Source organism: Burkholderia sp. BE17 (genome assembly GCF_009362305.1).
In the GTDB taxonomy this organism is placed as follows: domain Bacteria; phylum Pseudomonadota; class Gammaproteobacteria; order Burkholderiales; family Burkholderiaceae; genus Burkholderia; species Burkholderia pyrrocinia_C.
In genome coordinates this window covers 70,429-82,391 of sequence record NZ_WHNU01000019.1, presented here as the reverse complement: position 1 = coordinate 82,391, position 11,963 = coordinate 70,429, and the positions used below count along the sequence as shown (strand labels likewise).

Genomic DNA, 11,963 nt, shown 5'->3' with positions numbered 1-11,963 from the left:
GCCGGAACGGGGCCGCCCAGCCCTTTTCCGGCGCTGCCGCCCCGCCGCGACAGGCCCGGAACGACAGGGGCCGCATGCTAAAATGGACGGCTTCGAACTCCTCTGACAAGCTGGCGCCATGAATATCGTGATTTTGGCGGCAGGCACCGGCAAGCGCATGCGTTCCGCGCTGCCGAAAGTGCTTCACCCCCTGGCCGGCAGGCCGCTCCTCTCCCACGTCATCGACACCGCGCGCACGCTGCAGCCGTCCCGGCTCGTCGTCGTCGTCGGTCACGGCGCCGAGCGGGTCCAGGCTGCCGTCGCCGCGCCCGACGTCCAGTTCGCGGTGCAGGCCGAGCAGCTCGGCACCGGCCACGCGGTGCGCCAGGCGCTGCCGCTCCTCGATCCCGCGCAACCGACGCTCGTGCTGTACGGCGACGTGCCGCTCACCCGCGCGTCGACGCTGCGGCATCTCGTCGACGCCGCGCGCGACGGCCGCTACGGGATTCTGACCGTCACGCTCGACGATCCGACCGGCTATGGCCGCATCGTGCGCGACGCGGCCGGCTTCGTCACGCGCATCGTCGAGCAGAAGGACGCGTCGCCGGACGAGCTGAAGATCGCCGAGATCAACACCGGCATCATCGTCACGCCCACGGCCCAGCTGTCGATGTGGCTCGGCGCGCTGAAGAACGAAAACGCGCAGGGCGAGTACTACCTGACCGACGTCGTCGAGCTTGCGATCGAGGCCGGCTTCGAGGTCGTCACGGCGCAGCCCGACGACGAATGGGAAACGCTCGGCGTGAACAGCAAGGCGCAGCTTGCCGAGCTCGAGCGCATCCACCAGCGCACTGTCGCGGAGGCTCTGCTCGTCGACGGCGTCACGCTCGCCGATCCGGCGCGCATCGACGTGCGCGGCACGCTGCGCTGCGGCCGCGACGTGTCGATCGACGTGAACTGCGTGTTCGAAGGCAACGTGACGCTCGCCGACAACGTGACGATCGGCGCGAACTGCGTGATCCGCAACGCGTCGGTCGGCGCCGGCACGCGCATCGACGCGTTCTCGCACATCGACGGCGCCGAGCTCGGCGCGAACACCGTGATCGGCCCGTACGCGCGGCTGCGCCCCGGCGCGCAGCTCGCGGACGAAGCGCACGTCGGCAACTTCGTCGAGGTGAAGAACGCGGTGATCGGCCACGGCTCGAAGGCGAACCACCTCACGTACATCGGCGACGCCGACATCGGCGCGCGCGTGAACATCGGCGCGGGCACGATCACTTGCAACTACGACGGCGCGAACAAGTTCCGCACCGTGATCGAGGACGACGTGTTCGTCGGCTCCGACACGCAGCTCGTCGCGCCCGTGCGCGTAGGCCGCGGCGTGACGATCGCGGCCGGCACGACGATCTGGAAGGACGTCGCCGACGGCCTGCTCGCATTGAACGAGAAGACCCAGACCACGAAGAGCGGCTACGTCCGCCCGGTCAAGAAGAAGAGCTGAACCCTTTGCGGGCGCCCCGGCGGCGCCCGCGTCGACTTACAGGACTGACCATTCATGTGCGGCATTGTCGGCGCAGTTGCGCAGCGTAATATCGTTCCGGTGCTGATCGAAGGATTGCGGCGCCTCGAATACCGTGGCTACGACTCGTGCGGCGTCGCCGTGCTCGAGCCCGGCGCACCGAAGCGCGCGCGCAGCGTCGCGCGCGTCGCCGATCTCGACGCGCAGGTGCGCGAATCGCACCTCGAAGGCACGACCGGCGTCGCGCATACGCGCTGGGCGACGCACGGCGCGCCCGTCACGCACAACGCGCACCCGATCTTCTCGTCGAACGCGCTCGCGCTCGTCCACAACGGCATCATCGAGAACTTCGAGCCGCTGCGCGAAGCGCTGCGCGCGAAGGGCTACGAATTCGTGTCGCAGACCGACACCGAAGTGATCGCGCACCTCGTGCACAGCCTGTACCGCGGCAACCTGTTCGACGCGGTGCGCGAAGCCGTGCAGCAGCTGCACGGCGCGTATGCGATCGCCGTGATCCACAAGGACCAGCCGCACACCGTCGTCGGCGCGCGCCAGGGTTCGCCGCTCGTCGTCGGCCACGGCGAAGGCGAGAACTTCCTCGCGTCCGATGCGCTCGCGCTCGCGGGCAGCACCGACCGCTTCACGTTCCTCGAGGAAGGCGACGTGTGCGAGCTGTCGCTCGACGGCGTGAAGATCGTCGACCGCCACGGCGCCACCGTGCAGCGCGAAATCCGCGTCGTCAGCGCCTACGGCGGCGCGGTCGAGCTGGGCCCGTATCGCCACTTCATGCAGAAGGAAATCTTCGAGCAGCCGCGCGCGATCGGCGACACCGTGCCGCAGACCGACGCGTTCGACGCGACGCTGTTCGGCGACGCCGCGCCCGCCGCGTTCGCGGACATCGACAGCCTGCTGATCCTCGCGTGCGGCACGAGCTACTACTCGGGCCTCACCGCGAAGTACTGGCTCGAATCGATCGCGAAGATCCCGACGCAAGTCGAGATCGCGAGCGAATACCGGTACCGCGAGTCGGTGCCGAACCCGCGCCAGCTCGTGCTCGTGATCTCGCAGTCGGGCGAGACGGCCGACACGCTCGCGGCGCTCAAGCATGCGCAGTCGCTCGGCCACACGCATACGCTCGCGGTCTGCAACGTCGCGACGAGCGCGATGGTGCGCCTGACCGAAATGCAGTTCCTGACGCACGCGGGCACCGAGATCGGCGTCGCGTCGACGAAGGCATTCACGACGCAGCTCGTCGCGCTGTTCGTGCTGGCCGCGACGCTCGGCAAGCTGCGCGGGCACGTCGACGCCGCGCAGGAAGCCGAATTCCTGAAGCAGCTGCGCCATCTGCCGGCCGCGCTGAACAGCGTACTCGCGCTCGAGCCGCAGATCATCGCGTGGTCGGAGGAATTCGCGCGCAAGGAAAACGCGCTGTTCCTCGGCCGCGGGCTGCACTACCCGATCGCGCTCGAAGGCGCGCTGAAGCTGAAGGAAATCTCGTACATCCACGCCGAGGCCTACCCGGCCGGCGAACTGAAGCACGGGCCGCTCGCGCTCGTCACGGAAGCGATGCCGGTCGTCACGGTCGCGCCGAACGACACGCTGCTCGAGAAGCTGAAGTCGAACATGCAGGAAGTGCGCGCGCGCGGCGGCGAGCTGTACGTGTTCGCCGATGCCGATACGCAGATCGTCAACGACGATGGCCTGCACGTGATCCGGATGCCGGAACACTACGGGCAGCTGTCGCCGATCCTGCACGTCGTGCCGCTGCAGCTGCTCGCGTATCACACCGCGTGCGCGCGCGGCACCGACGTCGACAAGCCGCGGAACCTCGCGAAATCGGTGACGGTGGAGTAACACAGGACGACCGGGAGGCCCCCGCCGGGCCGTCCCGAGCGCGTATCGACGCGAAGCAGGCCATTCGGCCAGGTCGAAATATGTACCACGTAGTGGTATATAATCCTGTGCTGACTCGACCGGCCCGACAGCCTGCTTCCGTACGACGCGTCTTCAAGACGAAGTGGTTTCACAAGGCAGCCAGAAAAGCAGGAATCGCCGACGCCGAACTCTGCCGTGCCGCGCGGGAACTGGCGCGCGGCCAGGGCGTCGAGCTCGACGGCAACGTCTGGAAAAAGCGCCTGGACGGCAATCGGCAGCGCGGGATCGTGCTGAGCAAGGTCGGGCAGGCGTGGGTTTTCGTGTTCCTGTTCGCAAAACGCGACAGGGACGACATCGACGAACGCGAACTGCGCGCCTTCAGAAAGCTCGCCGCGGATGTCGGGCGCCGCACCGACGCCGATATCGCGACGCTGATCGCACTGAAAGAGCTTGTGGAGATTTGCAATGGCTAAGAGTCGATTCAAGAGCGACGCAACGGAGGCGATCCACAGCGCCGCGTCCGGCCTCTATCGCGCAAACCTGATCGACAAGAAAACGATGCGCGAATACGACGACCTCTGCATCGAAGCCGCCCCGCAGTTCGATCCGCAAGCGATCGCCCGCATCCGCAAATCCGTCAACGTCAGCCAGAGCGTGTTCGCGCTCTACCTGAATACGACGACGTCGACGATCCGCCAATGGGAACAGGGCGACAAACGGCCGAGCGGCATCGCCGCGCGGATGCTCCAGATCGTCGAGAAACACGGGCTCGAGGTGTTCTCCTGAGCCGGCTTCCCCGAATGCGCATGCACGGCCGATCAAACGCGGGCCGCACCGGATACCGCGACGCGAGCCGCAACGAATATGACGGAGAGACAATGGTAAGACTGTTTGGATGCGGATTGCTGGCGCTGACGTTCGCGTCGACGGGCTGGGCCGCCGAGCACTACGTCGAGGTCTGGAACCCGCCCGAGGCGCGGAAGCCGGCGGCGCATACGCCGGAAGCCCGTATGCCGGAAGCCCGTATGCCAGCCGCGCACGCGGGCGCCGGCAAGAGCGCCGAGAAGCACGCGAGCGCAACGCCGAAAGCCGCCGCGAAGCCGCACAAGCGTCGAGTCACGCAAACCGTGAAAGCCGGCTCGCCTCGCCCGCCCGCCGCGGCCGACGCGCCGGCCGCACCGCGCCCCGTCGCTCAGCCCGCGTCGGGCCGTCTCACGGTGATGCAGCCTGCCGGCCCCGACGAAACGCATGCGCTCAATTTCTCCGACATCCCGCGGCAATACACGCCGGACGGCAACGTGCTGCGGGTCGGCACGCACAACCGCTCCGCGGAGGTGACTCGATAATGGAAGCGCAAAGCTACCTCGGCTACCAGATCTGGGGCCACGCGATCCTGCAGCAGGACGAGATCCTGCAGCCCGAACGCTTCGCGGCGAGCGGCACGATCACGCAGAACAACAAGCTCGTCGAAGCGTCCGGCGTGCTCGGCGTATTCGACACCGAGGACGACGCGCGCGAGGCCGGGCTCGAATGGGCCCGCGCGTGGATCGACAGCCACCGCTGACCGACCCTGGCCGGCGCGTAGCCGACCGCGAGCCGCAAACGAAAGAAGGGGCGTCCATGACGCCCCTTCTTTCGTTCAAACCCGGGGAAACTCACGCTGCATGCCGCGGCGGCCTCACCGTCACCTGCGGACGACCGACGAGCCGCATCAGCACGACGATCGCCGCCAGCGTCGCGACGTACGCGGCGATCTGGATGCCTGCCGGGCGCGCGGTATAGCCGATCAGCGTATGCAGCGCCTTGCCGACGATGCTCGACTCCTTCAGCAGCCACGACGTGTCCCAGATCGCGTCGCCCCACGACGGCACGAGGCCGGCCGCCAGCAGGAAACCGACGCACTGGCTCGCCATCCCGGCCGCCAGCAGCACGATCAGCCCGTTGGTCACCGAGAACAGGCGCTTCAGCGGAATCTGCAGCAGCCCCGCATACATCGCATAACCGAGCCCGGCCCCGCCGAGCACGCCGAGCAGCCCGCCGGCGATCATCTGCGGCGTCTGCCCCGGATCGCCCGCGGCGATGCCGTACAGGAACAGCACGGCCTCGGAGCCTTCGCGCAGCACCGCGACGCCGACCACGATCGCCAGCCCCGTCAGCGGCCGGCTGCCGGCCGCGACGGCCCGGCCGACTTCGCCCATGTGCAGCGCCATCTCGCGGCCGTGCCGGCTCATCCAGATGCAGTGCCAGGCCAGCATCAGCGTCGCGACGAACATCACGCCCGCGTTGAAGACCTCCTGCCCCATGCCGGACGCCCACTGCGAGATCACGTCGGCGAACGCCGCGATCAGGCCCGCGCCGACCACACCGCCGACGAGCCCGCCGCCGACCCACCAGCCGCGCCGCGGCACGCCCTTCGTGGCGGCCATCACGATCGAGACCACCAGCGCGGCCTCGAGCACTTCACGAAAGACAATCAGCGCGGTAGACAGCATGGCGGGATTCGCTTACTTGACGGTCAGGTGGGTCTTCGACTGCGCTTCGTGATACTCGTCGTGGAACTCGTAGGTGCCGGCCTTCAACGGCCCGACCAGGATCTCGGCCGACTTGCCGGCCGGAATGACCTTCTCGGCCTTGAAGTCGTCGCTCTCGAATTCCGCGGGCGTCGCATCGAGGTTCTTCACGACGAACTTCACTTTCTTGCCGGCCGGAATCGTCACGCCATCGGGCGAAAACTTGTGGTCCTTCATCGTCAGGTTGACGACGTCGTCGGCGGCGAATGCGGTGGCGGCCGACGCGCCCAGCAGGACAGCGGCGAAACCCAGTGCGAAACGGTTCATGTGCGTAGCGAAATGAAATATCGAAGGACATTGATACTAAGATCGATTCGCATTTCGATATCGCGTACCCTTACTTGCATTATGGAGATAGCGCTTCACAAATGCGTGCCGCGCCTTACCAGGCAAGGCGCTCATCACATGGCGGCAGCGGCGCATCGGTGTCAATCGGGAAAGATTCCGACTGACGCATTCGACTACTTTCCGATTTGTCTGACCTCACGCCGGCGAGCGATCTCGCCGCGCCGGGTGGCCGTGCATGCGTCAGGCTGAATGAATCTGCTTGACCTTCCCACCATGGCAAGCTTCATGCTGACTATGTTCGTCAATCGTCCACTCAGGAGAACACGATGAACTCCTGAGCAAAGTCCAGAAAAGTCTGCTACAGTCCAAAAAATCATTAAATTTCAATGGACTTTCTTTCAAACCCTTCCAGTAAAGTGCGATGCAGTACGAGCACTGCCAGCACTTTTTGATGGGCTGAACGATGGGTTAAAATGGCACTGACCGACAAGCAAGCAAAGGCACTTAAACCCGGCGACAAGCCGGTCTTCGATGGAAAGGTTCCCGGACTGTTCCTTTCCCCGACGACATCGGGCGGTAAATGGACCCTGCGCTATACCAGCCCCGTGACCGGCAAGCGACGCGACGCGGGGCTGGGAACCTACCCGGAAGTTTCGATTGCTGATGCGCGAGACAAGGCGGTGACCATGCGCCGCGTTGTTGATGCAGGTAACGATCCGATTGATGAACGGAAGCGCAAGCGTCAAGCGGAAAACATTGCGGCTGCCGCGCTGACTTTCGAGAAAGCGGCTCACACACTGCACGCTGAATTGAAACCCGGCTGGAAAAACGAAAAGGACGCGACGCGCTGGATTGCCACGCTCAAGACCTACACGTTTCCCAAGCTGGGAGCAAAGCGGCTCGATAGCATCACCCCGGCCGACTGCGCCGACGTGTTGCGCCCGATTTGGCTTGATAAGTCCCCGACCGCTAACCGCATGCGCCAGCAAATGCACGCCATTTTCCAATGGGCGTGGGCTCACGGACATGTCGCCGCCAATCCGGTTTCCGTTGTCGACCACATCCTCCCAAAGCAAACCGCACGCAAGAGGCATCAACCTGCCATGCCGTGGCGCGACGTACCGGCTTTCGTCAAGGCTCATGTCGTTGGTGACGGTCGAAATGACATTTCTCGCGCTGCCCTGTACTTCACAATCTTGACTGCGGCGCGCAGCGGGGAGGTGCGCGGCGCAACTTGGGACGAATGCGACCTTGAGACGGGCGTGTGGACGATTCCCAGCGAACGAATGAAAGGCCGGGAGCCGCACCGCGTGCCCTTATCCGGCCCTGCGCTCACGTTTATCAAAGCACTCAAAGAACATCAACGACACAACAATCTGATATTCCCTTCGCCACGAGGAAAGGTGTTATGCGACATGTCCATTACTGAACTTCTCCGCCACGTCAAAGCGAAGAGCGATTCTCCAGACCGCGTCGCGACCGCCCACGGCTTCCGCTCCAGTTTCCGGGATTGGGCCAGCGAACACGGTTATGCCCGTGATCTCGCTGAACGTGCGCTGGCTCACACCGTCAATAATCAGGTCGAAGCGGCCTATCACCGCACCGACCTACTGGAACAGCGACGGCCAATGATGGAAGCATGGGCTCAGCACGTCTGCTCCGCCTGATCTGCTCACACCAAAAAAAGGGGATAAGAGCTACGGGCACGAGTACCCGTAGCTCTGCGCATGCCACGTCAGCAGCACGTCTGCCTTCGCCAGTCCATATTCACGCCAGCTCACGACGTTTCACTACCCCGAAATTTCGACCGCAGGAATCGGCGAGCGCCCCGTTCCCGTCACGAATCGCTGCAACTGATCCCAAGCCGTGAGATAGCGGTACTTCGGCACCGCTGCCAGTTGTTCGTCATGCACTACGAGGAGGCGCTCGACGTCAGCGGCCTCATCCTCATGAAGCATCCACGGCTCGTCGCGCTCTGCTCGCGCAATACAGGCATCTAGTACGGCTTCCGCTCGACCGTACAACTCCAAACCCACGCCGGAGGCTGTCTCGTTACGCAGGTAGTACGCCAAGTAGACGACGCGCAACAGGCAAGTGACCTGATCGCAATCTCCGTTTCCCGAGCGAACCACGGCCAGCGCCATATGGTTCTCCAGCGACAACGACCGCACCTTTTCAGTCGACAACGGCAACAACATCTCTTTCGTCAACGCCGGCCTGGCACCTCGCCGCATCGTACTGCGTCTCACCGAATTTCTTCTCCTGTTACAGCCTGTTTCACAACCCCAACGCGATTACAGCCCGTCGCAAGGTACGCCGTATGACCGGGTTTCGGCTTACGACGCAACCCCACGGTCGATAGACGATAACCACGTCCGACTATGGCGTGAACAATTGCCACACCGGAATCTGTATTGGCGATCCCCGTTCGCCCCCGGCGGCCGATTCGTCGGCCCCAACAGCTGAATCGGCCCGGTACTCCCGCATTTCTCGCACGTTCGCACGATAGGTTCGCGACCAATCCCCAGCCTCACGCGCGCCTCCATACGCCCACTCGGATCGAGCACTAACAACCATTGACGCAAGCCATACACCCAACGATTGGCAACCGCTGAATCAACGCCGAGCTCAAGGGCAGCAGCCTTTCCGGTCTCCCGCCATCCCAGCATCCGCGCCAAGTGCAGAGCATGCTTGCGCATGTGCGGGCCATTCAACGGTGTGTTCGATATTCGCGTGAAATAGGACAAACATGCGCGACACCGAAAACCCGGCAGGCCGTTCGGACGCTGCTGAGGATGGTATTCCGTGTGTTCGCTGCTACACCACGGACATGGCACTGGAGTCGTGCTCTGGCTCAGAGCCTTATCGATCTGCTCGAGCAAGAACTTGGACAGCAAAGCGTCCTCAACTCTCTCGACTGGCCCGGGGGGCAGCCTGCGCTCCGGCAGTTCTAGTTCACTCCACAATACGCGGTCCTGAACCTTCACTTCAAGCGCCGCATCACTGACGCTCGCTGTGCGGACCACGACTGGCACCGGCATCTCCGGATGCACCTTGCGGCGCGCCCGAATTGCCGTATCGATCGCATCGTGAACCACTTCACCTTTCATGCCCTCGCCCTGGTCCTGCAATACGTCCAGGAGCCGGCTCCGCCCGCACTTTGGGCAACGGATACGTCGTCGCCGCTGAGGATCAAATCCGCCGGCTAGGAATCCACCCTCGAAGTCGCATCTCGTACAACGTGCACGCGGTGCAACCCGCACACCAAGCCGAACACGTGCCTCCCATTTCCCAGACGGATCGAGTTCGAGAAGGTAGCGCCGAAACGCCAGCAACCACGACAGCACCGCCTTTTGACTGCGCCCCAACCGTTCGCCCGCCTGCATCAGCGACATCTGCCGCGACAGCAGCGCAATCATTTCGGTGCCTTTTGCCAGATTCTTGAGGTTTGCAAACGGCGTACCGGTCAAACGGTTGAAGCTCTTCTTGCACGCATGGCAAAAATAGACCGGTAGTTTGCTTTTGCCGGAAGGTCGATCGGGACGGATGCGCAGCCCATCACAATGCGGGCATCGCGGCACAGGCGTCGATGAAAGATGAATCAGATCGTACCAAGCCCGCATTAGGTAGTCCGTCAGGTCCCCGTCCTCGGTCTGCGCGTCATCGACGGGTTCCTTTGCGGTGATCGCGCCAACCGTGGCATCAAAGCGTCGTACTGGTATCGTCTCGCGATTCGCCCGACGCGTACTGGGTGGCTGCGGCTTGTCAGTTCTAGACATGGAGCATTAAGGCTCTAGATGTGCACGGCAACGAGCGAATGGCAGTGCGGAATGGGAGTACCCGGTCGTCGCTCACGATCCATCAACCTATCGACGTGTTGCATCAGCGCCTCGTCCATTAGCGTCAACCGCTCCCCGGAGCGAGACCGGCAACCCGAGAACGATCAAATGCAGCACAAGCGGTACGAGTACACCGTCATCGACAATGCCAAGTATCGGTATCGCAAGATTGAATGGTTCGATCGCGTATAACGTGACGAGGCCGAGCACCGGGATCAGCCAACTGGGGCGGTCTGGATGACCAAGTGCTAGCCGTAGCACGCGCAAATCGTGTCGTGCAGTCTTCCAGAGCACCAGCAAGCGTTTCATCCAGCGTTTCTCCGATACGGGAAATCATGCATAGCTGTGGTCCACTCAGCGGTACTCTCATGCGCTGTGAGACTCGCTATCGTGCAACCTCGGAATTGCCCGTAACACCGACCGAGCACTTCATTGCTGATGTCGGTGTTACGGGTTCGTCTAGACCATCTTTGTCGATTCGGCGAATCGCTGCCCGGCACGTCCGGCGCTCATAGTCCAGGAAAACATCATAGTCTTGCCCGGCTACAGGCGAAAACGTTACTGGCGGTGCATTGCAATAGGTCGTTCCGCCGTACTGCCCCATATACGTGCTCATCGAAAGCAGCAACGTAATGGGCTTCCCGGCCGGCACCACATATTCCCTGATGAGGTCCTTGCTGAAGAGGCCGGCGACCCGCATTCCTTCGCGCGGACTTGTCGGCATCCCGATGACAACACTGCGCGACGAGTATTTCCACGCTGCGACGAAACCGTCATTGGCCTTCACGGCGCCCGGGTCGGATACTGAACCCGCACAACTTCCCTCCCAGAACGTCACGCTTTTTTCCGGTCCGTTGGACGACAGAACCCGCATCCTCGCGGATACGGCGGGATCGTACGGGGGGGTCTCCACATCGACATAGTGATGCGGTGGAATTACGTAGGCACACGCGTTCAAGAGCATAGCGGTGGGTACCGCGAGAACTGCGCCTCGGATCGTCGATTTGTGCATTGGTCGTCCTGTTTAGTCAGTAGTCTTCGCGCGGCTCCCGTTTCTCTCTGGTCTTGCAGCCAAGAGGGGTTTATTTTACGAGAGGACGTGTAGGAAGGATTTCAGATGGCGCCATGTAAAACACGGCCCACGTCAAAAGGAAAGCAACCATCACCCATGCGGCTTTCCGGTGCCAGAGCCTCCGCGTGACATGTTGCTCCTCTCTTTTCCTGCTCGGTCGAGCAAAGCCAAGCCGCTTCAGATCGCCGATGCCACCACTCAGTTTCTGCATCGATTCCCTTTGCTTGACAAAAGCCAATCCCCTAGCGTTACCATCGAGCGTATGTCATGCCATGGCATCATTCGAAATGGAGGTCGACGGACAAGAGACTGGTCTCTTCGATACGGACAACGCAGTGCCGACCTGTCTCCAGCGTGATGAGCAGCATGTAGTGCTGCTTCAACTGATCCCGCGAAGCCGTGGGGTACGATTTTCGTATCGACTCAATCTGCGAATCAGTGACACTGTCAGGTGCAGATAAAACCGGAGTGCATTTCAAGTCGATCGGTCGCCCGCTGTATGAGCCGCTCACTCCGTCCGTTGTCTCATCGTCGATACCCTTCAAAATGACCGCCCCGTTGGCCTTCACTTCGTACTGGTCGTGGGTAAAAAGCCCCTTCTTGACGCACAGCGAGAGCAAACCATCGGGCGTATTTGGCACACCGACGCCCGCGGTACATACTTCCTTGCCCGCAACCGGATCGAGTCGAATTGCACCCGGTGCGTCCGCAACCGCAAGCTGTGGCGCAAGCGCGATAGAGACCACGAGGGAGATTGCGGAGGCAACCGAAATTGGCTTCATTTTCTCTTGCTAACTAAATTATTGAGGGCGCGAGTGCAT

The 11,963-nt window shown here is 62.8% G+C and carries 14 protein-coding genes; 7 read left to right on the top strand and 7 right to left on the bottom strand.

The window, feature by feature from the left end; all coding sequences use genetic code 11:
• The first annotated feature begins 118 nt into the window (after positions 1–118).
• From glmU to GD429_RS17935, 6 genes are all read left to right on the top strand, one after another.
• Positions 119–1,480 carry a bifunctional UDP-N-acetylglucosamine diphosphorylase/glucosamine-1-phosphate N-acetyltransferase GlmU gene (gene glmU, locus GD429_RS17960; protein ID WP_152858509.1) on the top strand — a complete coding sequence of 454 codons (1,362 nt, stop codon included), beginning with the start codon at positions 119–121 and terminating at the stop codon, positions 1,478–1,480.
• 54 nt (positions 1,481–1,534) lie between these two features.
• On the top strand, positions 1,535–3,352 hold the full coding sequence (gene glmS / locus GD429_RS17955) for a glutamine--fructose-6-phosphate transaminase (isomerizing) (protein WP_152858506.1): 1,818 nt from the start codon (positions 1,535–1,537) through the stop codon (positions 3,350–3,352).
• Between the two features lie 110 nt (positions 3,353–3,462).
• Positions 3,463–3,846 carry a type II toxin-antitoxin system RelE/ParE family toxin gene (locus GD429_RS17950; RefSeq protein ID WP_227791680.1) on the top strand — a complete coding sequence of 128 codons (384 nt, stop codon included), beginning with the start codon at positions 3,463–3,465 and terminating at the stop codon, positions 3,844–3,846.
• A complete protein-coding gene (locus tag GD429_RS17945; protein WP_034179231.1) occupies positions 3,839–4,159 on the top strand; it encodes a helix-turn-helix domain-containing protein in 321 nt (106 codons plus the stop codon). Before GD429_RS17950 ends, GD429_RS17945 begins: the two co-directional genes overlap by 8 nt.
• Positions 4,160–4,251: 92 nt before the next feature.
• Positions 4,252–4,719: a hypothetical protein gene (locus GD429_RS17940; RefSeq protein ID WP_152858502.1), complete on the top strand. Its 468-nt coding sequence runs from the start codon at positions 4,252–4,254 to the stop codon at positions 4,717–4,719.
• Positions 4,719–4,937, top strand: a complete 219-nt coding sequence (locus GD429_RS17935) for a hypothetical protein (RefSeq protein WP_152858499.1) — start codon at positions 4,719–4,721, stop codon at positions 4,935–4,937. Before GD429_RS17940 ends, GD429_RS17935 begins: the two co-directional genes overlap by 1 nt.
• A 91-nt stretch (positions 4,938–5,028) precedes the next feature.
• On the opposite strand, the gene GD429_RS17930 is transcribed toward GD429_RS17935, so the two are convergent.
• Positions 5,029–5,865, bottom strand: a complete 837-nt coding sequence (locus GD429_RS17930) for an FTR1 family iron permease (RefSeq protein WP_152858497.1) — start codon at positions 5,863–5,865, stop codon at positions 5,029–5,031.
• A 12-nt stretch (positions 5,866–5,877) separates the two neighbouring features.
• The gene (locus GD429_RS17925) at positions 5,878–6,210 is read right to left on the bottom strand and encodes a cupredoxin domain-containing protein (protein WP_152858494.1); all 333 of its coding nucleotides are present in this window, start codon (positions 6,208–6,210) and stop codon (positions 5,878–5,880) included.
• A 494-nt stretch (positions 6,211–6,704) separates the two neighbouring features.
• On the opposite strand from GD429_RS17925, the gene GD429_RS17920 reads away from it, so the two are divergent.
• On the top strand, positions 6,705–7,898 hold the full coding sequence (locus GD429_RS17920; protein ID WP_152858491.1) for a tyrosine-type recombinase/integrase: 1,194 nt from the start codon (positions 6,705–6,707) through the stop codon (positions 7,896–7,898).
• 123 nt (positions 7,899–8,021) lie between these two features.
• Here GD429_RS17920 and GD429_RS17915 read toward each other — a convergent pair whose 3' ends face one another.
• From GD429_RS17915 to GD429_RS17895, 5 genes are all read right to left on the bottom strand, one after another.
• Complete coding sequence (locus GD429_RS17915; protein WP_152858488.1) at positions 8,022–8,429, bottom strand: hypothetical protein; 408 nt, start codon at positions 8,427–8,429, stop codon at positions 8,022–8,024.
• A gap of 138 nt (positions 8,430–8,567) precedes the next feature.
• Positions 8,568–10,010, bottom strand: coding sequence for a DUF746 domain-containing protein (locus GD429_RS17910; protein ID WP_152858485.1), 1,443 nt, complete (start codon positions 10,008–10,010; stop codon positions 8,568–8,570).
• Between the two features lie 87 nt (positions 10,011–10,097).
• Positions 10,098–10,379, bottom strand: a complete 282-nt coding sequence (locus GD429_RS17905; protein WP_152858483.1) for a hypothetical protein — start codon at positions 10,377–10,379, stop codon at positions 10,098–10,100.
• 76 nt (positions 10,380–10,455) lie between these two features.
• Complete coding sequence (locus tag GD429_RS17900) at positions 10,456–10,908, bottom strand: hypothetical protein (protein ID WP_152858480.1); 453 nt, start codon at positions 10,906–10,908, stop codon at positions 10,456–10,458.
• Positions 10,909–11,420: 512 nt separating this feature from the next.
• Entirely contained in the window at positions 11,421–11,924 is a 504-nt protein-coding gene (locus GD429_RS17895; protein ID WP_152858477.1) for a hypothetical protein, read from the bottom strand.
• Positions 11,925–11,963: the final 39 nt, after the last annotated feature.

Excerpts from the sequence above, each read along its gene's own strand:
- GD429_RS17925 (WP_152858494.1), bottom strand. The coding sequence starts at position 6,210 with ATGAACCGTTTCGCACTGGGTTTCGCCGCTGTCCTGCTGGGCGCGTCG.
- GD429_RS17945 (WP_034179231.1), top strand. The coding sequence starts at position 3,839 with ATGGCTAAGAGTCGATTCAAGAGCGACGCAACGGAGGCGATCCACAGC.
- glmS (WP_152858506.1), top strand. The coding sequence starts at position 1,535 with ATGTGCGGCATTGTCGGCGCAGTTGCGCAGCGTAATATCGTTCCGGTG.
- GD429_RS17895 (WP_152858477.1), bottom strand. The coding sequence starts at position 11,924 with ATGAAGCCAATTTCGGTTGCCTCCGCAATCTCCCTCGTGGTCTCTATC.
- GD429_RS17915 (WP_152858488.1), bottom strand. The coding sequence starts at position 8,429 with ATGTTGTTGCCGTTGTCGACTGAAAAGGTGCGGTCGTTGTCGCTGGAG.
- GD429_RS17905 (WP_152858483.1), bottom strand. The coding sequence starts at position 10,379 with ATGAAACGCTTGCTGGTGCTCTGGAAGACTGCACGACACGATTTGCGC.
- GD429_RS17910 (WP_152858485.1), bottom strand. The coding sequence starts at position 10,010 with ATGTCTAGAACTGACAAGCCGCAGCCACCCAGTACGCGTCGGGCGAAT.
- GD429_RS17920 (WP_152858491.1), top strand. The coding sequence starts at position 6,705 with ATGGCACTGACCGACAAGCAAGCAAAGGCACTTAAACCCGGCGACAAG.
- GD429_RS17940 (WP_152858502.1), top strand. The coding sequence starts at position 4,252 with ATGGTAAGACTGTTTGGATGCGGATTGCTGGCGCTGACGTTCGCGTCG.
- glmU (WP_152858509.1), top strand. The coding sequence starts at position 119 with ATGAATATCGTGATTTTGGCGGCAGGCACCGGCAAGCGCATGCGTTCC.
- GD429_RS17935 (WP_152858499.1), top strand. The coding sequence starts at position 4,719 with ATGGAAGCGCAAAGCTACCTCGGCTACCAGATCTGGGGCCACGCGATC.
- GD429_RS17930 (WP_152858497.1), bottom strand. The coding sequence starts at position 5,865 with ATGCTGTCTACCGCGCTGATTGTCTTTCGTGAAGTGCTCGAGGCCGCG.